This is a genomic window from Lysobacter sp. K5869, from assembly GCF_018847975.1.
In the GTDB taxonomy this organism is placed as follows: Bacteria; Pseudomonadota; Gammaproteobacteria; order Xanthomonadales; family Xanthomonadaceae; genus Lysobacter.
The window spans coordinates 5026818-5046411 of the sequence record NZ_CP072597.1 but is presented as its reverse complement, the minus strand read 5'-3'; the positions used below and the strand labels follow the sequence as shown (position 1 = coordinate 5046411).

Here is a 19594-nt window from a genome sequence, read left to right as displayed (position 1 = left end):
GCCCATCATGGAGGATGGCATGAGAAAACGAAGACGTTGGCGCGCCCCGCAATTCTTCGCGGCATGCGGCCTTGCGCTTGCTTTCGCTGTTCCTTCTGCAATCGCAAGTCCGTCCGATCCGCTCGCCCAGGTGCGCCGCGTCTTGGCGACACCGGATGCGCAACTGGACTTGGCCCGCGCCAAGATCGCGATTGACCGACTGATTGATCCGCGCACCGATGAAGCCGTGACGTTGCGTCAGTTGGACTCCCTTACGCGTGCAATCCAGGCCCGTATACCCGTCGGGGCAAGCCGGCGCGAAAAATTGCGAATCCTCGTGGACTCGCTGGCGCAGCCTGGGCCTTGGAACGATGCACGACCCTTTCGCTATGACCTGGATGACCCGTTCGGCGAGGACATACGAAACAAACTACTCGCAACGTATCTCGCCACCCGCAAGGGCAATTGCGTCTCGATGCCGATCCTGTTTGCGATTCTCGCGCAACGCATCGGGCTGGACGCTTCGCTAGCGGTCGCGCCGCACCATCTGTTTGCACGGGCGAAGGTTGACGGCGGCCAATGGGTCAACATCGAGGCCACGAGCTTCGGCACAAAAACCGACGACAGCTATCGCAAGGAACTGAACATCACCGCGACGGCGATCAAAAGCGGCATCTATCTACGCACCTTGTCGCCGAAAGAGTCGTTAGGCGTCACGCTGGAAACGCTATTGGAGCACTACAGCAAGAGCGGCGCGAATGAACAGCGCCTAGCGGTAGCGGACATGGTACTGAAAAGCGATCCGCGCAATGTATCAGCCATCTTGCACAGGGGCAGCGCGTGCGGCCGGCTGGCTCGAAAGCGCTATGACGGCCAACCGCAGCAGGCGCTAACCCCGGCGCAACAACAAGACCTTGCAGCATTGGCGAGCTGTAATAGCGCTGCCTTCGCCAAGGCTGAGGCGTTAGGCTGGCGGGCCGAGCAACAGAAAGAAAAAGCGAAGTATCGGCGCGGCGTCAATCAAGCGAAACTCAATCAAGGACGAAACCCATGAACCGTTCAAAACTTATCGCGTGCACGGCATTGCTTTGCGCACTCGCTATCACCAGCAATTCGGCGTTCGCGCGCTTCCTCCAATCCGACCCCCTCGGATTGCATGACGGACCTAGCACCTACGCCTACGTGTCCAATAGCCCGCTCATGTACTACGACCCCTTGGGGCTGGCGAAGAATGCGGCTTGCGTCGCCGCGTACACGACAGGTGGCGCGGTGTGCGTGGGGGCAGCGGGCTACTATGGTGGCGGGCTGGCGGGAGCTGCGGCCGGCGGCGCGGCGGGCGGCTTGGTGTGCAGCCCGTCCGGTCCCGGTGCGCTAGCGTGCGCAGCTGCGACAGGCACCGGCGGTGCTGTCGCCGGAAGCAAAGCCGGTGGCCTACTCGGCGCGGCGGTTGGCGGTGCTGCCGGTAATCTGATTGGTCAGGCGGTGTGTCCCGATGAGGAAGAAGAGAACAGTTGCGCGAAAGAAATTGCCGCATGCGAAAAGCTATGCGACCGCGCGCAAACCGATCCTGATATGCCCAATGTTTGGGGCGGTAGCCGGGCACGCTGCATGCTAGGGTGCGTTAGCTGGCGCTGCATGGACGAACTTTGACAGGAAAGAACATGAGCATTGAGGAAATTAAGGGGCTGCTTGAGGCCGGCGAGATCGATAGAGCTAGGGCCTTGCTGATCGCTTTAACGGACAGCGACCCAGACGAAGCGCGCGCGTGGCTATTGCTCGCCGGCATCTCGACGCGCACTCAAGATTGGACGCTGGGAGAAACGGCCTTCACTGCGTTGACTCGGTTGCGCCCATCTGATGCGCTAGCTTCATCCGGCCTCGTTGCGTCACTGGTTGGGCTTCATCATTACGACCGGGCTCGGGAAGAAATCGCAAGGTTCGGCCGCGTTGCGGATAGGTCAAAGTCAAGTTCCAGTTCCGTGCTGCAGGAGCATCAAGAAGTGCTAAAGCGAATCGGCCGGGGAGCATAAAGTGGGGCTTCGCTTCCCGGGTTCGTGGCGGTTCCAGCCTCCCGCAGACGGCCAGTACATCTATTCCGCGATCCCTCCCGAGGCCGTGCTGGAGTTCGTTGACATCATTGACCGAATCAGCGGGCAAGGTGATCGGTGGGAAATGCTGGAGCATTTCAAAACGCATTTCGGCATTGATAGCCGTAGTTCAAACGAAGGCTGGGCCGAAAGTGACTTACGCCACGCGATGACACTGGGCTCCAATACCGCACCACTATTCATCGAGAGGTTTTTTAACGCTTGCCAGGAGATTCAGGCGCAGGGTTTGTTCGCTCCTGACGCCTCGGGCATAAACGTTGTATTAGCCAAGCACAACATCGGCTACGAAATTCGTCCGCCTGACCTACTTCCCCGCGACCTCACTACTATCGCGATTCCAGTAAAGGTCGAAGCGCCTACGATGGCTGAGCAGGCTAAAAGCACTATCGAGGCTTCCTTGGCTAGGTCTGAGGTGCTGCTACTAGAAGGGCGCGGGCGTGAAGCTGTGCAGGAAGTTGTGTGGCTGCTGGAGACTGTTTCGACAGCATTACGTGGGGTAGAAACCGAATCCGGAAAAATTGAAGGAAAGTATTTCAATACGATCATCCGGGACTTGCGCAACAAACGCCCGGGCACGACGCTAGATCAGATTTTGAACTGGGTAACGACCATGCACGGTTATCTATCCTCGCCAACTGGCGGCGGCGTGCGTCACGGCATGGACCTTAGTTCAAATGTGGCGATAGATCCGCAGCAAGCGCGTCTGTTCTGCAACCTGACAAGAAGCTATATCCAGTTCTTCCTGGCCGAACATCAAAGCTTGCTGTCGGCTGGCGTCACCGGCCAAAGATGAAGTTTCAGCGCCTCGGGGTCTACTCCCCGAGTGCGTATGGAATGAAACGGACAACTTCCTCGCCCACCCATTCATTGATGCGTCGAAATCGCGCTTGTAAAGGGATCAACTCATTGCGAGCGAACACGCGGGCGGCCTTCTCCACGTCGCCAAACCCGCCCGTGTTGTTCGGCGGCATGCCTAGCAACTGCGGCGGCACGCGATGCGCGGCCAGAATGTCATCCCGCGTCGCGCCCTTGATGCCCAGGAATTCATCCTTCGCCGCAACCTCGCTGATCGGAATCACCTGCACGCCGTCCTTTTTCCCGTTCGGCGAGTACAGGAACAGATTGCGGAAGTTGCCGACGCCCTTGGAGTCGCGCAGCGCTTGGCGCATGGCGTCAATGTCGGCTTGATCCTGCGCGGCGTCGTTTACGTACATGATGAAACCGGCATGGCTGCCGTTGAGGTAGTAGCGGCGCCGGAACAGCGTCGCCGACTCGTTGAGGAACGCCGACTGCAACGCGCCGACGTACTGCGGCACGCCGTAAAGCTCTTGGGTCAAGTCCGGTTCGATGAACTGGAATACCGAGTCGCGCGCGAATTCGTGTTCCTCGCCGCCCTGGGTGAAGTAGTAGGCGCCGTCCTCAATGCCGCGTCGCGTGTAGACCGCAAGCGAGTGCTTAAGCGCAATTGCCTTGCCACTGCGGGCGTTGCGCCGTTCCAAGTAGGCATTGCCCAGCGCGATCATATCCAGCGCCAAGCGCTCGAACTGATCGCCGCTGAGCAGTCGGTGCGGAACGAACGTCGAGGACAGGATATTGCACTTCGTATAGATCGCCGACGCGTGGTGCGGGCTGGATCGGAACGCACTTGCAAGGCCGCTCATGGATACGGGCGGTTCGTACCAGCGGCCGACGCGCACGCATTCGCCATGATCCAGTACGCCGCGTTTGTCCAGCACTGGCACCGGATCGCCGAAGGTAAACGCCTGCGCCTTCGCCGCCTTCGGCGTTGTGTCGGCGGCTTGGGGTGCAGCAGTCATCAAAACATCTCCACAATGGATTTTCCGCGCGGGCTGTCGCCGCTGAGCGGTTCATGGTCAAGTGCGTGCATCACCGCCCACGCGAGGTCGGCGTGCCCAATGTCGTCGCTGCGGCTCGCTTCAAACGTGGCCTGCCGGCCGCTCGCGGTCATGGTCTTGCGAATCGCCATGAACGCCTGCGCCAAGTCGGACCACGACGCATCGAACTCCAGGCGACCGCTCCCGATCACGTCCTTGGCTTTCAGGACCATGCGGGTTTTGGTTTCGACCGAGTACGTAATATTTCGCGCGGCCGGGAAGAAGTCGCGCACCAGCGGGTACACGCCCGCGCCGACGCCGGTTGCGTCGATGCCGATATACGTCACGTTGTACTGTTGCGTAATCTTACGGATGCGCTCGGCCTGAACCTTGAAGTCCATGCCGCGCCACTGGTGCTTTTCCAGCACGCGGAACTTGCCGCCGGGCACGGCGGGCGGCGCTACGACCACTAGGCCGGCGCTGTCGCTGCTCAACGCGGGGTCGTAGCCGATCCAGACTTCGCGATAGCCGAACGGGCGCATCGCGAACGGCTTGTAGTCCTCCCAGGCTTCCCAGGAATCGACAAAGCACCGCTGCAATTCGGCGAGCGGGAACACCGACGCCGTGTCGTCGGCGAACTCGCACATAAGCAGGTTCGCCCATTCCTCGGGGCTCTTTTCCTTGCGCAACGCCTCCAGGTCGAACAGGTCGCAGCCCAACCGCGCCGCGTCCATGACAGTAACAATCTGGCGCCAATGTCCGTCCGCGCAGCGCAGGCCGTGCTGCAAGGCGTCGTGCGACACATCGAGCTTGATGCGCTGGTCGCGCGGGCGGCCCTTGTTGAACTGCTCGCCAGTCCAGAACGCATAGGCTTCGTGCGTGACGCTGGACGGGGTGGAGAAATACGTTTGCCGCCATTGCTTATGCAAGGCCATGCCGGCGGCGACCTTCTGCAACGCTGCGAACTGGAACGTCCAAAAGTATTCGTCAAAGTACAGATTGCCGTGATAGCTCTGCGCGGTGCGCATGTTCGTGCCGAGGAAGTACAGCGTTGCGCCGTTGGGCAGCACGATCGGATCGCCCGACAGGTCAACGTCGGCCGTTTGCGCAAACTCGATGATGTACTGGCGGAAAACGTGCGCCTGCTTCTTGCTCGCCGACAGGAAGATTTGGTTTCGCCCGGTCTCTAACGCGTCTACCAACGCTTCGCGGGCGAAGTAGAACGTTGCGCCGATCTGTCGCGACTTCAGAATATTTCGGATTCGCTCGGTCAACCCGGCCTTGCGCCACGTGCGTTGATAGCCGAATAGCTGCTGATCGAACGTGCGCAGAAGATGCGCCTTCTGATCGTCGCTGAACACGTTGCGCACCGGCTTGCGCTTGGGCTTGGCGTTGCGCCGCTCGATGTTCGGATTCAAGTCGCCTTCGTGGCCGCCGGGCTCGCCGTAGCGCCGCACGCGCGCTAGCCGCTCGATCTGCCGGCCAAGCAGGTCAATTTCCTTGTAGTCGCCGCCGGTCTTGACTTCCTTCAGGACCAATTGCGTCAAGCGCGCCTCTATCGAGGCTTCAACGCGAGCAATCGGCGGTGCGTCGTCCCAGGCGTCGCGCGTTTTCCAGCTTTCGACCGTGGTCCGCTTGAGGCCGAGGCTTTGCGCAATGTCGGTCACGCGCCAGCCCTGCCAATAGAGCGCACGGGCGCTGCGGCGTTGATCGATGTGCGGAGCGGGTGCGAGAGAAAGCATCCGCAAAAGCTAAGTCGCGCGCGCGTGTGGCCTGCATTGCTTGCGTCGGTGTAAGCGCGTTACACGCGGCGTATCCGTTGGACAAACCGCGTCCGCCGCCGACCATGAATCCATCGAAAGCACACACGTTCGGGGTTATTCGTGGCAAGCAAGAGCAGGTTTTTCCGGGTCGCGGTCGAGGGTAAGACCTGCGATAAGCGCACCATCGAACGGTCGTGGCTGCTGGACGCCGCGGCGACCTACAACCGTGAGAAATACCCGGCGCGTGTGTGGCTGGAACATATCCGGGGCGTGTCCGCCGATTCGCAGTTCGGCGCCTACGGCGACGTGCTGTCGCTCAAGACGGAGACCGTCGTCATCGACGGCGCGGAACGGCTGGCGCTGTTCGCCCAGGTCGCGCCGTTGCCGTCGCTGATCGCGCTGAACAAGAACAGCCAGAAGCTGTATTCGTCGATTGAGATCGATCCCGACTTCGCCGATTCCGGCCGCGCCTATCTCGTCGGCTTGGCCGTCACCGACAGCCCCGCGAGCCTGGGCACCGAAGCGTTGTCGTTCTGCGCGTCCAATCCCGAATCCACCCTAGGCCGCCGCAAGCACAGCCCCGCCAATGTCTTCACCGTCGCCGAGCCGGTCGAACTGTCGTTTGAGGACGAAGCCGAGCCGGCGCCGCAGGGCGAATCGCTGTTCAACAAGGTGCGTTCGCTCCTGAGCCGCCGCGCGGCCAGCGACGATTCGCGTTTCACCGACGTGACCCGCGCCGTCGAAACCGTCGCCACCGCCGCCGCCGAAGCTGACCGCATTGCTGTCGCCACCCGCGACGCGCTGGCGCAGTTCAAGACCGATACCGCAACCCAACTCGCCGAGCTGCGCGGCCTGCTGGACAGCACGCCGAACGGCGTTCCTGCGCGGCCGTCCGCGATTGGCGGCGGCGGCGACGACCTGACCGACTGCTGATCCGCGCCGACCGACCGCACGCCCTACCGTCACCCCACACAAGCGGACACCATGCAAGGCATTACCCGACAGCGATTCGACAGCTACGTCGCCCAAGTGGCGAACCTCAACGGCACCGCCGACCCTTACAAGAGCTTCAACGTAACGCCCAGCGTGCAGCAGACGATGGAAGCGCGCATGCAGGAAAGTTCCTCGTTCCTCAAGTCCATCAACATCATGCCGGTGACCGAGATCAAGGGCCAGAAAATCGGCCTGGGCATCGGCGCCCCCATCGCCAGCCGCACCGATACCAATGTCGGCAAGCGCACGACCCGCGATCCGACTTCGCTGGACTCGACCGGCTACGAGTGCCAGAAGACCAACTTCGACACCCACCTGAAGTATTGGAAGCTGGACGCCTGGGCGAAGTTTCCGAACTTTCAGGCGATGTGCCGCAATGCGGTGCTGGATCGCTGCGCGCTCGACCGCATTTCCATCGGCTTCAACGGTACGCACGCGGCGCCGAATACCGATCTGGCCAAGTTCCCGTTTCTGGACGACGTGAACAAGGGGTGGTTGCAGCACTACCGCGAGCAGGCGCCGGCCCGCGTCCTCAAGGACGGCAAGACCGCCGGCAAGATCACGGTCGGCACCGGCGGCGACTTCGCGAACCTGGATGCGCTGGTCATGGACGCGGTGCATGGTCTGATCGACCCGTGGCACAAGAAGAGCGGCGCACTCGTTGCGATCCTGGGTTCCGACTTGCTGCACCGCAAGTATTTCCCGATGGTCAACGGGAACCTTCCGCCCAGCGAACAACTGTCGGCGAACATCGTCATCAGCAATCAGGAAGTCGGCGGCAAGCCGGCGGCGCAAGTTCCGTTCATGCTCGATAACGCGATCTTCATCACGCCGCTGAAGAACCTTTCGATCTACTACCAAGAGGGCGCCCGCCGACGCTATTTCAAGGACTGCCCGGAAACCGACTGTATCGAGAACTACGAATCGTCGAACGAGGCGTATGTGGTCGAGGACTTCGGCGCCGGCTGCTTGGTCGAAAACATCGAACTGCTGCGCTGACCGATGTCGCTGGCAAAAGCCCACTACCTGCGCGTTCGCGCCGCCGAGGCTTCGGCTTCGGCGGCGCACGGCGAACCCATCGACGCGAGCGCGTATGAGCTGATGCTCATGCAGTTGGGCGAGCATCGGCGACGGCTCAAGACGGTGCAGTCGGTCGAACGCAAGGTGGAGATGAAGCGCCGCATCCTGCCCGAATACGCGCCGTGGGTTGACGGCGTGTTGCAGGGCGGGCGCGGCGGACAGGACAAGGTGCTGATGACGGTCATGGTCTGGCACATGGACGCCGGCAACTTCGCTGAAGGGCTGCGCATCGCCGACTACGCGCTGCGTTTCGATCTGGCGATGCCCGACGACTACCAGCGCACGACCGCGACCGTCATCGGCGATGAAATCGCCGACGCGGCGTTGCTCGCCCAGGCCGCAGGCGCCGCGTTCGATCTGGACGTGTTGACCCAGGCCGAGGCGATGACCCGCGAGGCGGATATGCCGGACGAAGTGCGGGCCAAGCTGCACAAGGCCATCGGCATCGAACACATGGGCCGGGCTGGCGAGGCGCCGTATTCGGGCGCCTTGCGGCCCTGGGCCGAGTCGGCCCGCGAACACCTGCGCCGCGCCTTGCAGTTACACGACCGCGTTGGCGTTAAAAAGGAAATCGAGCGGCTGGACCGTGCATTGAAACAACCCCTTACCACGTCCGGGGCGCCGGGCGTTGCGAAGCGCAGAAAGCGCCGTTCGTAACGCCGGCCCCGGTCACCCCGAGTCGCCCACCCGCGCCACGGCGGCGGGGCGGAAGCGCGGGCCTCTCTCCCCCTACCGCTTCCGCCCCCCACCGCCGTTTTTACCTGGATCCCTGCATGAGCGCTTTCATTGCCGCCGCGCCCGCCAAGACAGCGCCGGACGCCGACACCCTGCAAAACGATGGCTGGTTCCCCAACCTGTCGCTGTCGTCGCTGCGCCTTGCTGGCCGCATCGACGGCACCGTGCCCGCCGACCGCCTGCGCGAACTGGCGATGGCCGCCGCCCTGGCGGTCAATGCGCGCCTGCGCGAGTTCCGCGCCGGCCATGAAGGCGCCGGCTATGCCTCGCTGGCGGCGGTGCCGGCCTCGCGCATCGGCGGCGAATCGCGGCTGTTGGTGCTGTACCGCCGCGCCGTGGCCTGCCTGCTAAAAGCCGACGTGATCGAGCGCTATCGCGACTTCGACAGCACCGACAGCGGCCAGCGTCGCGCCGACGATCAAGACCCCGCCGCCGATACGTGGCGGCGCAACGCGACGTGGGCCGTGAGCGATATCACCGGCCAAACGCGCACCGTCGTTGAACTGATCTAGTGCGCGTCTACGCGTTGCAGGGAGAGACCTTGGACGCGTTGTGCTGGCGCGTGCTGGGCCGCACGGCTGGCGTCGTGGAAGCCGCCTTGATCGCCAATCCCGGCTTAGCCGATCTGGGTCCGGTGCTGCCGCATGGAACCTGGGTGGATCTTCCCGACCCGGCAACGCGCACGCCCGATGCCCGCCCCCTCATCCAGCTTTGGGACTGATTCGCCCTGTGACCACACCGACCGAACCGCTGCTGTCCATTCCCGTTCTAAGCGGCACCGCCGCCGCGTCCACGTCGGCCGGTGTGGTCGCCTGGGCCTCGCCGCTGACCCACGTCGGTGTGCCGGCGGCGGTGCTGTTCATGGCCTTTGCCGGGGTCGCCTGCGGCCTGCTGGTCAACCGCCCCGGCGGCACCCGCTGGCGCCTGTACGCGCTGGCGCTCGCGTATGCGGCGGTTTCCGCCTGCGTCGCCATCGTCCTGCCCAGTGTGCCTGGTCTGGGCTTCCTGCAACCCGTGGCGCCCGCCCTGGCGCTGCTGGTGGCGTTCTTCTCCCAATCGCTGATTCCCGTCGTCGGCGACGCCTTGGCCGAGCGGATTAGGCGCGAGCTGGGAGGCAAGTCCGAATGACCGTCGCGGATTGGCTGACCGCCCTGGTCGCCCTGGTCACGGCCCTAGCGATGCTCAAGGACGCCCCGGCGCACGACGACGTGCGCGTGACCGCCCGCGCCATCCTGCGCGGCGCCTGGACCGCGTTTCGCGCGGCGGGCGTGCGCGCGATCGATGGCGCTGCGCTGGGAGCCCTGGCGCGCTACGCCGCGCGTCTGCTGGCCCTGGTCGGCGTCGTCGCAGGCGCGGGCGTGATCGTCCTGCAACCCGTCCTTGGCGTCGCACCCGCGCCGGACCACGAACGCGTGCTGCGGGCCGCGCTGTGCGTCCTGCTGGCGCTGCAAGTCCCTTGCCCGTGGTGGCGCTACGTCGCCCACGGCCACCCCCGCCTGTCCCGCTCATCGCTTCGGAGCCGTCGCCGCAATGCTGTTCACTGAAACCCAATTGGCCGCCGCCGTGCAGTGCCCGCACGCTCGCGCCGTGCGCTGGCACGAACCGCTCATGGCCGCGATGCACCGCCGCGCGATCACCACGCCGCGCCGCATCGCGCACTTTCTCGCCCAAGTCGGCCACGAAAGCGGCGGATTGCTGCGCCTGGAGGAAAATCTGAACTACTCCGCGTCGCGACTGGTGGAGGTGTTCGAGGACTATTTCAGCCCGGCGACCGCAGCGCAGTACGCCGGCCAGCCCGAGCGCATCGGCAGCCGCGCCTATGCGCTGCGCCTCGGCAACGGCGACGAAGCCAGCGGCGACGGCTACCGCTACCGGGGCCGCAGCCCCGTCCAACTGACCGGCCGCGCCAATTACGGATGGATTGGCGGATTGATCGGCGTGCCGCTTGAAGCCGAGCCCGACCGCGCCGCAACCGTCGAGGTCGGCGCGGAAATCGCGGCGGCGTACTGGGCCGGGCGCGGCTTGAACCTGCTGGCGGACGGCAACGACGCCTTGGCCGTGAGCCGCAAACTCAACCTGGGCCGCACCAACACCACGCGGATTCCGAACGGCTGGACCGACCGCGCCGCCCGCACCAAAACCGCCCTGCGCGTGTTCGGGATCGGCCCGTGAGCCCCGCGCTTGCCTGGGAGCTGGTCCGGCCGGTCGCGCGGCTCTTTGGCCTGGTGCTGGTCCTGGTCGCCCTGGTCGGCGTCTACGGCGCTTTGCAGGTCGGCCGCCTGCGCGACGCCGACCGACGCGCCAGCGACGCGCAGGGCCGCGCGGAGCGCGCCGAGCGCGCCCGGATCGACGCCGAGGCCGCCCGCGATCTGGCCCGCGCCGAGGCGCGCATTGAAGTGCGCTACGTGGACCGCGTGCAGGTCGTGCGCGAGAAAGCCCAAATCATCACCCGTGAGGTTCCCGTCTATGTCACCCCGAACGCCGATGCTGCTTGCGTTGTGCCTGTCGGCTTTGTGCGCTTGCACGACGCCGCCGCCGCGAACGAACCCGCCGGCCCAGCCACCGGAAACCCTGATGCGCCCGCCGAAGGCGTTGCGCTCTCTGATGTTGCCGCCGTCGTCGCCGACAACTACGCCACCGCCCACGAAAACGCCGAGCAGGTGACCGGCTTGCAGGACTACGTGCGCGCCCTGGTCGAGCACTGCGCCCGATGAACAAGCCGGCGAGCCTGCGGGCGCATCTGGCGGCAGCGCTGCCGGAACTGTCGACCGATCCCGAACGCATGCTGGTGTTCGTGGAGGAAGGCAGCGTAATCAGCACGGCGCAGCCCAATGCGTCGTTTGAACTGCGCTACCGGCTCTCGTTGGTGTTGGTCGATTTTGTCGGCGACGCCGCGCGGCTGTTCCTGGCGGTGCTGCGTTGGGTGCAGGCGAATCAGTGGGATTTGCTCGCGCATCCCGACCGCTGGGGCGAACTGGCGTTTGAGGTGGACGTAATCGACCACGAACGCGCCGACGTGCAAATCCGCCTGCCGCTGCGCGAGCGCATCGGCGTTACGACCGACGCAAACGGCGTGGAGCGCGTCGAGCCCTGGCCCGAGCCGCGCATGCCCCTGGACGAGCCGTGAGCGATCTTGAGGCGTTGGAACAGTGGGCCGGGCCGCTGGTCGCGGCGTTGTCGCCGGCCGCGCGGCGCGGCCTGCTGCGCGCCCTGGCGCTCGATCTGCGCCGCTCGCAACAAGAGCGCATCGCCCGACAGCAAAACCCGGACGGCAGCGCCTACGCGCCGCGCAGGCGCATGCGCGATGAACGCGGCGGGCGCATTCGTCGCCGCGCCATGTTCCAACGCATCCGACAGGCGCGGCACCTGAAAGCCACGGTGCAGGGCGACGGCGTGCGCGTCGGCTTCGCTGGGCGCGTGGCGCGCATCGCCCGCGTCCACCAAGACGGCGGCATCGACGCCGTGCGCCCTGGCGGCGCCCTGGTGCGCTACGCCCGCCGACAATTGCTGGGATTCAGCCCCGCCGACCGCGACCGGCTGCGCGAACGGCTGGTGGCGCATCTGGCCGGCGGCGCCGACGCATTTTAGCGACGCCCCGCACAGTTCCCCCGGAAGGGCATCACCCCGACCGCCGACGCCGCCCCAGGCCCGGCGGTATTCTCGCGAGGTGAGACAGGGGCACAACATGGACCGTTACACGCGCTGGGCTTTCCATATCGCTGCGCTATTGCTGGTCACGCTGGTGACCGCATGGGCTATGCCATCGCCACCGTTCGTGCTGGCCGAGTATCCCGAAGAAGCGCGCGACCAATCGCCCGAGTTTGTGAAGTCAGCGCAAGCGAGCGTGAAATTCAAGCGCACGCGATCAACGTCCGTCCTCTTAGATGACCGTGATCCGCGATGGTGGCGCTTGACGGCGACGCGCGACATAGCGTCGGACGACTCGCCGCAGTTGGTCATGACCCAGCCGTATTTCAAACAGCTTGAAGTGTGGCGGCCGGGCGATGCCGTTGCCGTGCGCCGGTCCATGTACGGACCCGATAGCGACTTGACCCATTCCGCGCTGTTGCATGTGGTGCCGTTGCCTAATGGGCTGCGGCGCGGCGATTCGATCTTTGTTCGTATTACGTCATTAGGCCGCATCCCTTCGGAATTTTCCGTTCTGCCGCTGCGCGAGGTTTACCGCCAGGACGACAGCTATAACCGCATCCGCACGTCGGTGTTGACCGCGCTTGGGCTGGTTGCGGCGCTGGCGCTCGGTCATGCCTTTTCGCTACGGCAACGCGGCTACGCCTACTTGGCGGCGACGCTCCTGGCGCAAACGATCAGCCTCGCGATTGAAGGCGGCGACTTTCGTTCCAATGATTGGCTCGCCGCATTCGCGACAGATCGGCGAACGAACATCCTATTGAACACCGTTGCCGTGCTGGCGAGCGTGCGGTTTCTGATGTTCTATTTGAACCTGCCGATGACCCAGGTCCGCGCCGCGCGGATATTGAACGTATGCAGCTACATCCTCGGCGCCGTCGTCGCGGTCTCGCTGTTCAAGGTGTGGCGACATACCGCCACGGTCGGCAATCTGGTTTTGCTGTGCGTGATGGCGACGGTCATCGCCGCCGGCACCAAAGCGGTTTACCGCCGGCAGCGTGAAGCGTTCATTCTGTTGGGGTCATGGGCGCCGCTCATGGTCGTGCTATTCGTCAAGATTGGCGGCCTGCAACATTGGTGGCCGCCCTACGAGTGGATTCAATACGGGTATCCGGCGGCGATAACGTTCGGTGGGATGGGGCTGTTCGTCGGTCTCAATTACAAGCTGCACCAGCTTCGTGACGACCGGGACGCCGCGCGCCAACGGGCCACTTACGACGGGTTGACCGGCGTGCTGACCCGGCCGGCGTTGGAAGAAGCCATAGCGCTTAGCGTGGCGCAATCGCATGGCAGCGGCGACCCGTTGTGCGTTGCATTCATCGACGTTGATCGATTCAAATCCATAAACGACGAATACGGTCACGCGACAGGCGATGAGGTCTTGCGGATCGTCGCGAAGCGATTGCGTAACCGACTGCGCTCCCAGGACGTACTAGGTCGGTACGGCGGCGATGAAATGGTGGTGGTCCTCCCCAACGCCACCTTGGCCGAAGCCGTCAGGCAGGCCGAGCAGTTGCGACGCGCCATCGCCGACAGTCCCATCGCCATCGAGGACAAGCGAATTGCCGCGAATTTAAGCGTAGGTGTCGCCCAATTGAAGAACTACGAGCCCGTTTCCGAACTGCTGGAACGCGCCGATAGCGCGCTCTATGCTAGCAAGCGAGAGGGGCGCGGCCGGGTCACGGGGCATGGAGAGCACGCCGAAGCCATGCCCTGAGCGTGTGTAATGCAACGCAAGTCGCATACACATCGGCGATTCTCAATCAGTCTCGATCACCACAACGGAGAATCGCGCCATGAAATACCGTCGCATGCTGACCGCTGTCATCTTCGCTGCCGTCCTGTCGCTCACCGCCTGCACGCAGCCGACTGAATTGCTGCCGCTCCGGGGGCAGTCGGGTGCGAGTGGCGGACATGTGCAATCCGCTCCCGCGCCTACGTCGCATTTCAACCTTTGAACCGAATGCCCCCGAGGCGAACCCGGCCCTAGTGCCGGGTTCGCCTCTTTTGTTTTTGCAATCCAACGCTGTTCATTTGGCCGACTGGCCGGCATCGTGTGCGCGCAGCGGAACGACGTTCGTCGGCTGTTGCGAGCCTTCCACCGACGCGGCGGAATTGGCGCCAGCATTGACGACCGGCGGCGGCGCCTTTGCGCGTTCCACCGCTTCACCCACGACGTACTCCAACCGTTGCAGCGTTTCGCGCACCGAGGCGAGCAGCAACGCGCCGAGCCCAGCGCCTGCCGCAGCGGCATAGCCTGCGGTCACGAAGGACCACGTATCGCTGAATGCAACGGTTCCCGGCCCGAGCTTTTCCAACGCTGCCGCCACGCCTGCGACCACGACCGCCAGCGTCATGCGTTGCGTCACCGCATCGAGTTCCGTTTTGATCCGGCGGCGCAAGCGCTCGAGCGTCGCCAGGGGATAGCGATCCGCGAGATAGGCGATCAACGCCGACTCAACGGCCCAAGCGCGATCAACGCGAGCCGCATAGCCGGGACCGAGCCCTCTAGCGACGAAGTCGGCCGAGACACGCACGAATGCGACGAGGCCGATCAGCCCCAAAGCGACAATTACGACCACGACCAGCCCAAACAACGCGAGGCCCACGTGGCGGGCGGGTTCAATCAGTGCGCCGCCGACGACAACGACCGCCAGACCGCACAAGACCATCAGGAAGTGCAGAACGATCAAGGCGCCGAGCAACACGTTTGCCGCGCGGAGGCTTGCGGGCGGCTTGAAACCCCCGCCGCTTTTGGGCATGTCTACGCGCCGCATGAGATCGGCGAGTTTGGGGGCGTCTTCTATGACATACGATTCGCGGGTCACATCGTTCATGTTGTCGGTTCCGGTTAATGCCCTTGCGGGCGGGGTTGCCTCACTGGCGGGGCCATCGTGCGCGGCGGCGACCCGCTTGGGAATTACCTGTTTTTGACCAAAGTTTTTTGCCGCCTCGCGGCGGGGCGGTCATTTCACCCGGCGCCGGTATCCCCAATACGGCAGCTTCGCCAGTTCAGCCAGGACGGCCGCTAATCCGTCGTCGTCTCGGGCCGCAAGGTCGTCGGGCTTCATTCCCTCAATCCGCACGTCCTCGCGCCACGCGTTGCGGTTCTTGCCCAGCATGAAATCCGCCGCGCGCAGATAGGTGCGCCATCGCGAATTGCGGACGTGGGCCAGATGCCATTCCATGAAAGCGCTGGGCAATGCTTTACGGTCGTGCGCCGAGGAATGCTCAGGGTGGCCCGGCATGTATTCGCTCGCGTCAATCGCATTGGCGGCTGCGCACAGCAACCACGTCGTATCGCGCACCAATTCCTCGCGTTGCTGCGGTGTCCGCTTTACGCGCTCGCCTAGCTCCCTCGCACGCTTCATCAACAGGTCGTGAAGGTCGAGCAGGTCGGATTCTAGATAGGGGTTGCGCGGCTCTTGGCGCATAGGTCACCGCTCGGGCACTACGGCGGGAGTCTACGCTCTGCCGTCTCACGTAATGAGACCGTGAAACGCGCTTACACGCTTGCAATCCCTGCGTGAATTGTCGTGCGCGCGCGAGCCTGACCGCAGTTCAAACGGAACTGCGCGTGTCCACGTTTACCGCTGTTGATTTGTCCCGCCTGCCGCCGCCGTTGGTGGTTGAGCCGCTGGAATACGAAACCATCCTGGCCGAACGCGTCGCGGAGTTCCGCAAGCGATTCCCTGCGCACACCGAACTGACCGACTCCGATCCTGCAATGATCTTGCTGCAGGAAAACGCCTATCGTGAAATCGGCTGGCGCCAGCGCGTCAACGACGCGGCAAAGGCCGGCATGCTCGCGTACGCGGTCGGCGCCGATCTGGACCACATCGCCGCCCGCGACAATCTGCTGCGCTACGTCATCGAGCCCGGCGACCCGCAGCGCGGCGTGCCGCCGACGATGGAGAGCGATGCGGATTTTCGCCGTCGCATCCAACTTGCGCCGGAAGGTTTCTCGGTGGCCGGCCCCGAAGGCGCCTATATCTTCCACGCACTGAGCGCGGACCCCGACGTGTTGGACGCCAGTGCGACTAGTCCTGCGCCGGGCGAAGTGCTGGTGACGGTCCTCGCGCGTCAAGGCGACGGCACCGCGTCGCCCGCACTGGTGCGAGCGGTTGAGCGCGTGCTAACCGATGACCGCATCCGTCCGCTCACCGACTACGTGATAGTGCAGTCGGCGCGCATCGTGCCGTTCGAGGTTCGCGCGACGGTCTACACCTACGCTGGGCCAGATTCCTCGCTGGTCATTGAGGAATCGTTGCGCCGCCTGCGCCGCTACGTTGAGGAATCTCACCGTCTCGGCCGTGACGTACCGCAATCGGGTCTCTATTCGGTGTTGCACTCCGAGGGCGTGCAGCGCGTGGAACTGCACGCACCGAGCGCAGACGTTGTGATCGATCGGACCCAGGCCGCGCACTGCACGCTCGTTGATGTTCGCGTGGGCGGCATCGATGAGTGAGCTATTGCCGCCGAACGCATCAAAGCTGATGCGCGCCTTGGCGACCACGAACGCCGCCATTGCGTCCGTGCCGATCCCGTTGCGCGAGCTGCGCGACCCGATGCGCTGCCCGCTCAAAACGCTGCCGTGGCTGGCCTGGGAACGCTCGATTGATTCATGGAAACCGTACTGGCCCGAACACGTCAAGCGTGCGCGCGTGCAGGCCGCGACCCAGATTCAGCGGCGCAAGGGCACGGCGCAAAGCGTGCGCGAGGTCGTCGCCGCGTTTGGCGGCGCCGTGGTGCTGCGCGAGTGGTGGCAGATGGAGCCCAAGGGGCGCCCGCACACCTTCGACGTAAACCTCACCGTAGCCGGCGACGGCGGCGCGCCGCCGACTTCGGAATTCATCGCCGACGTGATTGCGGAAATCGAGCGCACCAAGCCCGTGCGAAGCCACTTCACGTTCACCCAAGGCGCTTACGCGTCGGGCGGCGTCGGCGTCGTTGCCGCCGGCCGCGCCGCCGCGTACCGCCGCATCCAGTTGACTGCCATCGAACCCCAGGAGATCCCCAGCCCGTGAGCGGCCTTTTCATCACCGTCACCGATGCCGGCTTTCGCGCCCTGGTGAACCCGGCCAACACCGGCACCCGCGCCGTAAGCCTGACCCATATCGGCCTGTCGGCGGCGACGTTCGCCGCTGCGCCCGGCCTGGTGACCCTGCCGGGCGAGTTCAAGCGCCTGACCACGTTCGGCGGCGCGGCGGTCGCCAAGGACACGTTGCACCTGTCGATCCGCGACGACGGCCCCGAGTCCTACAGCATCCGCGCGTTCGGCCTGTACCTGGACGACGGCACGCTGTTCGCTGTCTACAGTCATCCCGACGTGCTGATGAACAAGGATGCGGCCGTGTCGCTGCTGCTGACCGCCGACGTTCGGTTTCAGCGCATCGACGTGTCGCAACTGGTGTTCGGCGATACCGTATGGTTGAACCCGCCGGCCACCGAGACGGTGCAAGGCGTGGTGGAGCTGGCCGACCGCATCGAAGCGGCCGCCGGCACCGACCGCACCCGCGCCGTGACCCCGGACGGCGTGCGCGTGGCGATGGATGCGCGCCTGGGCGAGTCGGCGCCGTCGCCGTTCGTGAAGTCGATCCTGAGCGCCGCTAGCGCGCTGCTGCTGCGTGCGGCCTTGGGCCTGGGCAATGCCGCGGTACGCGACGAAGGCGCCGGAAAGGGGCTGGACGCGGACAAGCTCGACGGCGAACACGGCGCGTATTACCGCGACTTCGGCAACCTGACCAACGTCCCCGGCGAGTTCACGGCGAAGAAGCATCGCCACGCCTGGGCCGATCTGGACGGCGTGCCCGACACCGCGAGCCAGCATCCGACCTTCGATGAGGTGCGAAACAAGCCGCCCAGCTACAAGCCCGATCCGCACGAACACTCGGCCAGCGCCATCACGTCCGGCGTGTTGGCGGTGGAGCGCGTGCCGTCGCTGCCGATTGCCCGCGTCAGCGGTTTGGAATCGACCTTGGCCGCAAAGGTCAGCACCAGCGGCGGCGAAATCTATGGCCGCCTGTTGCTGACCCGCGACAATCCGCCGCCGGACGGCAGCGCGTACAACACCGGCCATATCGAACTGAAGACGATGAACACCAGCTTCCCCCGGCTGGGATTCCATCGTTCCGGCGCCGATGCCGTCGCCCTGGTCTACGAAGGCGGAACCACGCTCGCGCTGTGGGCCAACACCGGCAACCGCTTCGATATGTGGCACGGCGGCAACTTCAACCCGAATACGAAGCCGAGCCTTAACACTCCGACGCCGGGCTTTCTGCACATGACCGGCGGTAGCGCGGCCTATTACCTAACCGACCGCGATTCCGGACGTAGTTGGGCGATCTACGGCCGGTCGGATCGGATCGCATTCCACAACGGCGCCGGCGACATTGCGACGATCACGCCGTGGGGCGCGATCATCGCCAACGGCGGTTTTGACGACGGATCGTCGTATCGGCTCAAGCGGGATTTGAAGCCGCTGCCTTACGGCTTGCCCGAGGTCGAACGGATCGTGACCCGGATCGGCCGCTATCGCGACTTCTACAACCGCGACGGCCGTCTGCGCCTGTTCGTGCTGTCCGAGCAGTTGCGCGGCGTGATCCCCGAAGCGGTCAACGATGACGGCGTGGTCATCGACGGTCAGTCGTATGGAACGGTGCAGTATTCGCAACTGCTGCCGCCGGTCATCGTAAGCGTGCAGCAACTCGCCGCGAACGCCCGCGCCGACCGCGCGGAGCTTGCGAGCGTGCGGGACCGCCTGGACGCGCTCGCGCGCGAACTGGACGCGCTGCGCGAACGCATCGCGCCTGACGCGGAGGCCGCTTAATGGCGAGCGGCCACCGTAGCGGCGGTGTGGATTTTGATGACCTGTTCGAGCCCGACGTGATCGGCGACGGGCCCACCGCCGGGTTTCTGCGCCGTGCGGATGGGACGCCGCTGCGCTATGCACACGCGCAGTACGGCACCATCCGCGCCGACGTGGGCCGGCGGACCGGCGGCGTAGACGTTGCGCGGCTGTGGGCCGCCAAGGGCACCGCGTCCTATGTGAGCGACGGCGGATGGGGCGGCCGGTTGAACGCGTCGGACGTGGGCAAGAACAGCGCGAAGGCAACCGCGGCATTCTCGTTCCGACCGGACGGCACGACGTTTTGGAGTTCGGAAACCGGCGGCGGCAGCGGCACCAACATTTGGACGCGATCCAAGCCCGGTGATTACGACATTCTGTTTACGCTGATTCAGAACGGCAGCAGCGGTTATCTAAACGCCACGCTCGACCAATGGTTGCCGTTGACTCAGGAGCGATTTGTGTCTTTGACGGTCAGTGCGTCCGGCGGGCGTTCGGCCTCCGCCTCTCGGACGCTGCGCGGCCAAATCCGCCGCCGGCAGGACGGGCGCGTTTGGATGGACAAGCAAATGCAGTTCTTTTGCACCGTCGCCTCGGACGGCTAAC

The 19594-nt window shown here is 64.6% G+C and carries 25 protein-coding genes; 21 read left to right on the top strand and 4 right to left on the bottom strand.

Annotated elements, in window-relative coordinates; all coding sequences use genetic code 11:
• Positions 1 to 19 precede the first annotated feature (19 nt).
• From J5226_RS21305 to J5226_RS21290, 4 genes are read left to right on the top strand one after another with little or no spacing between them, the layout of a single operon-like run.
• The gene (locus J5226_RS21305; protein WP_215836868.1) at positions 20 to 1033 is read left to right on the top strand and encodes a transglutaminase family protein; all 1014 of its coding nucleotides are present in this window, start codon (positions 20 to 22) and stop codon (positions 1031 to 1033) included.
• Complete coding sequence (locus J5226_RS21300) at positions 1030 to 1629, top strand: RHS repeat-associated core domain-containing protein (RefSeq protein ID WP_215836866.1); 600 nt, start codon at positions 1030 to 1032, stop codon at positions 1627 to 1629. The genes J5226_RS21305 and J5226_RS21300 overlap by 4 nt, the downstream gene beginning before the upstream one ends.
• An 11-nt stretch (positions 1630 to 1640) precedes the next feature.
• The gene (locus J5226_RS21295; protein ID WP_215836864.1) at positions 1641 to 2009 is read left to right on the top strand and encodes a tetratricopeptide repeat protein; all 369 of its coding nucleotides are present in this window, start codon (positions 1641 to 1643) and stop codon (positions 2007 to 2009) included.
• Position 2010: 1 nt separating this feature from the next.
• Positions 2011 to 2880: a hypothetical protein gene (locus J5226_RS21290; protein ID WP_215836863.1), complete on the top strand. Its 870-nt coding sequence runs from the start codon at positions 2011 to 2013 to the stop codon at positions 2878 to 2880.
• Positions 2881 to 2899: 19 nt separating this feature from the next.
• Here J5226_RS21290 and J5226_RS21285 read toward each other — a convergent pair whose 3' ends face one another.
• Both J5226_RS21285 and J5226_RS21280 read right to left on the bottom strand, forming a co-directional pair.
• Entirely contained in the window at positions 2900 to 3904 is a 1005-nt protein-coding gene (locus J5226_RS21285) for a phage portal protein (protein WP_215836861.1), read from the bottom strand.
• Positions 3904 to 5664 (bottom strand): terminase ATPase subunit family protein, encoded by a 1761-nt coding sequence (locus tag J5226_RS21280; RefSeq protein ID WP_215836859.1) that lies wholly within the window; start codon positions 5662 to 5664, stop codon positions 3904 to 3906. The genes J5226_RS21285 and J5226_RS21280 overlap by 1 nt, the downstream gene beginning before the upstream one ends.
• Before the next feature lie 141 nt (positions 5665 to 5805).
• On the opposite strand from J5226_RS21280, the gene J5226_RS21275 reads away from it, so the two are divergent.
• The 13 genes from J5226_RS21275 to J5226_RS21215 all read left to right on the top strand — a co-directional run bounded on the left by J5226_RS21275 (position 5806) and on the right by J5226_RS21215 (position 14099).
• Positions 5806 to 6618, top strand: a complete 813-nt coding sequence (locus J5226_RS21275) for a GPO family capsid scaffolding protein (RefSeq protein WP_215836857.1) — start codon at positions 5806 to 5808, stop codon at positions 6616 to 6618.
• A 51-nt stretch (positions 6619 to 6669) separates the two neighbouring features.
• Positions 6670 to 7677 carry a phage major capsid protein, P2 family gene (locus tag J5226_RS21270; RefSeq protein WP_215836855.1) on the top strand — a complete coding sequence of 336 codons (1008 nt, stop codon included), beginning with the start codon at positions 6670 to 6672 and terminating at the stop codon, positions 7675 to 7677.
• Between the two features lie 3 nt (positions 7678 to 7680).
• Positions 7681 to 8415 carry a phage terminase small subunit gene (gene gpM / locus J5226_RS21265; RefSeq protein ID WP_215836845.1) on the top strand — a complete coding sequence of 245 codons (735 nt, stop codon included), beginning with the start codon at positions 7681 to 7683 and terminating at the stop codon, positions 8413 to 8415.
• A 116-nt stretch (positions 8416 to 8531) separates the two neighbouring features.
• The gene (locus J5226_RS21260) at positions 8532 to 9005 is read left to right on the top strand and encodes a head completion/stabilization protein (protein WP_215836843.1); all 474 of its coding nucleotides are present in this window, start codon (positions 8532 to 8534) and stop codon (positions 9003 to 9005) included.
• Positions 9005 to 9214, top strand: a complete 210-nt coding sequence (locus J5226_RS21255; protein ID WP_215836835.1) for a tail protein X — start codon at positions 9005 to 9007, stop codon at positions 9212 to 9214. Before J5226_RS21260 ends, J5226_RS21255 begins: the two co-directional genes overlap by 1 nt.
• Positions 9215 to 9222: 8 nt before the next feature.
• Complete coding sequence (locus J5226_RS21250; RefSeq protein WP_215836833.1) at positions 9223 to 9621, top strand: hypothetical protein; 399 nt, start codon at positions 9223 to 9225, stop codon at positions 9619 to 9621.
• Positions 9618 to 10037: a hypothetical protein gene (locus J5226_RS21245; protein ID WP_215836831.1), complete on the top strand. Its 420-nt coding sequence runs from the start codon at positions 9618 to 9620 to the stop codon at positions 10035 to 10037. Before J5226_RS21250 ends, J5226_RS21245 begins: the two co-directional genes overlap by 4 nt.
• Positions 10027 to 10665 (top strand): glycoside hydrolase family 19 protein, encoded by a 639-nt coding sequence (locus J5226_RS21240; protein ID WP_215840524.1) that lies wholly within the window; start codon positions 10027 to 10029, stop codon positions 10663 to 10665. The genes J5226_RS21245 and J5226_RS21240 overlap by 11 nt, the downstream gene beginning before the upstream one ends.
• Positions 10662 to 11207: a hypothetical protein gene (locus J5226_RS21235; protein WP_255322877.1), complete on the top strand. Its 546-nt coding sequence runs from the start codon at positions 10662 to 10664 to the stop codon at positions 11205 to 11207. The genes J5226_RS21240 and J5226_RS21235 overlap by 4 nt, the downstream gene beginning before the upstream one ends.
• Complete coding sequence (locus J5226_RS21230) at positions 11204 to 11620, top strand: phage tail protein (protein WP_215836829.1); 417 nt, start codon at positions 11204 to 11206, stop codon at positions 11618 to 11620. The genes J5226_RS21235 and J5226_RS21230 overlap by 4 nt, the downstream gene beginning before the upstream one ends.
• Positions 11617 to 12081 carry a phage virion morphogenesis protein gene (locus J5226_RS21225; RefSeq protein ID WP_215836819.1) on the top strand — a complete coding sequence of 155 codons (465 nt, stop codon included), beginning with the start codon at positions 11617 to 11619 and terminating at the stop codon, positions 12079 to 12081. Before J5226_RS21230 ends, J5226_RS21225 begins: the two co-directional genes overlap by 4 nt.
• Positions 12082 to 12178: 97 nt before the next feature.
• Entirely contained in the window at positions 12179 to 13858 is a 1680-nt protein-coding gene (locus J5226_RS21220) for a diguanylate cyclase (protein WP_215836817.1), read from the top strand.
• 79 nt (positions 13859 to 13937) lie between these two features.
• Positions 13938 to 14099 (top strand): hypothetical protein, encoded by a 162-nt coding sequence (locus J5226_RS21215; protein ID WP_215836815.1) that lies wholly within the window; start codon positions 13938 to 13940, stop codon positions 14097 to 14099.
• Between the two features lie 72 nt (positions 14100 to 14171).
• Here J5226_RS21215 and J5226_RS21210 read toward each other — a convergent pair whose 3' ends face one another.
• Together J5226_RS21210 and J5226_RS21205 are read right to left on the bottom strand one after the other, a co-directional pair.
• Positions 14172 to 14978 carry a hypothetical protein gene (locus J5226_RS21210; RefSeq protein WP_215836813.1) on the bottom strand — a complete coding sequence of 269 codons (807 nt, stop codon included), beginning with the start codon at positions 14976 to 14978 and terminating at the stop codon, positions 14172 to 14174.
• A 129-nt stretch (positions 14979 to 15107) separates the two neighbouring features.
• Complete coding sequence (locus J5226_RS21205) at positions 15108 to 15575, bottom strand: hypothetical protein (protein WP_215836811.1); 468 nt, start codon at positions 15573 to 15575, stop codon at positions 15108 to 15110.
• A 143-nt stretch (positions 15576 to 15718) separates the two neighbouring features.
• Between J5226_RS21205 and J5226_RS21200 the strand changes: the two genes are divergently transcribed.
• The 4 genes from J5226_RS21200 to J5226_RS21185 are packed head-to-tail and all read left to right on the top strand — an operon-like array spanning position 15719 to position 19593.
• The gene (locus tag J5226_RS21200) at positions 15719 to 16609 is read left to right on the top strand and encodes a baseplate J/gp47 family protein (protein WP_215836809.1); all 891 of its coding nucleotides are present in this window, start codon (positions 15719 to 15721) and stop codon (positions 16607 to 16609) included.
• Positions 16602 to 17168, top strand: coding sequence for a phage tail protein I (locus tag J5226_RS21195; protein WP_215836800.1), 567 nt, complete (start codon positions 16602 to 16604; stop codon positions 17166 to 17168). Before J5226_RS21200 ends, J5226_RS21195 begins: the two co-directional genes overlap by 8 nt.
• Entirely contained in the window at positions 17165 to 18970 is a 1806-nt protein-coding gene (locus J5226_RS21190) for a hypothetical protein (RefSeq protein ID WP_215836790.1), read from the top strand. The genes J5226_RS21195 and J5226_RS21190 overlap by 4 nt, the downstream gene beginning before the upstream one ends.
• The gene (locus J5226_RS21185) at positions 18970 to 19593 is read left to right on the top strand and encodes a hypothetical protein (protein ID WP_215836788.1); all 624 of its coding nucleotides are present in this window, start codon (positions 18970 to 18972) and stop codon (positions 19591 to 19593) included. Before J5226_RS21190 ends, J5226_RS21185 begins: the two co-directional genes overlap by 1 nt.
• Position 19594: the final 1 nt, after the last annotated feature.

Bases quoted from the DNA above. Each gene is read 5' to 3' on its own strand.
- J5226_RS21230 (WP_215836829.1), top strand. From the start codon at position 11,204: ATGAACAAGCCGGCGAGCCTGCGGGCGCATCTGGCGGCAGCGCTGCCG.
- J5226_RS21210 (WP_215836813.1), bottom strand. From the start codon at position 14,978: ATGAACGATGTGACCCGCGAATCGTATGTCATAGAAGACGCCCCCAAA.
- J5226_RS21260 (WP_215836843.1), top strand. From the start codon at position 8,532: ATGAGCGCTTTCATTGCCGCCGCGCCCGCCAAGACAGCGCCGGACGCC.
- J5226_RS21195 (WP_215836800.1), top strand. From the start codon at position 16,602: ATGAGTGAGCTATTGCCGCCGAACGCATCAAAGCTGATGCGCGCCTTG.
- J5226_RS21185 (WP_215836788.1), top strand. From the start codon at position 18,970: ATGGCGAGCGGCCACCGTAGCGGCGGTGTGGATTTTGATGACCTGTTC.
- J5226_RS21245 (WP_215836831.1), top strand. From the start codon at position 9,618: ATGACCGTCGCGGATTGGCTGACCGCCCTGGTCGCCCTGGTCACGGCC.
- J5226_RS21300 (WP_215836866.1), top strand. From the start codon at position 1,030: ATGAACCGTTCAAAACTTATCGCGTGCACGGCATTGCTTTGCGCACTC.
- J5226_RS21215 (WP_215836815.1), top strand. From the start codon at position 13,938: ATGAAATACCGTCGCATGCTGACCGCTGTCATCTTCGCTGCCGTCCTG.
- J5226_RS21205 (WP_215836811.1), bottom strand. From the start codon at position 15,575: ATGCGCCAAGAGCCGCGCAACCCCTATCTAGAATCCGACCTGCTCGAC.
- J5226_RS21295 (WP_215836864.1), top strand. From the start codon at position 1,641: ATGAGCATTGAGGAAATTAAGGGGCTGCTTGAGGCCGGCGAGATCGAT.
- J5226_RS21280 (WP_215836859.1), bottom strand. From the start codon at position 5,664: ATGCTTTCTCTCGCACCCGCTCCGCACATCGATCAACGCCGCAGCGCC.
- J5226_RS21305 (WP_215836868.1), top strand. From the start codon at position 20: ATGAGAAAACGAAGACGTTGGCGCGCCCCGCAATTCTTCGCGGCATGC.
- J5226_RS21270 (WP_215836855.1), top strand. From the start codon at position 6,670: ATGCAAGGCATTACCCGACAGCGATTCGACAGCTACGTCGCCCAAGTG.
- gpM (WP_215836845.1), top strand. From the start codon at position 7,681: ATGTCGCTGGCAAAAGCCCACTACCTGCGCGTTCGCGCCGCCGAGGCT.
- J5226_RS21285 (WP_215836861.1), bottom strand. From the start codon at position 3,904: ATGACTGCTGCACCCCAAGCCGCCGACACAACGCCGAAGGCGGCGAAG.
- J5226_RS21220 (WP_215836817.1), top strand. From the start codon at position 12,179: ATGGACCGTTACACGCGCTGGGCTTTCCATATCGCTGCGCTATTGCTG.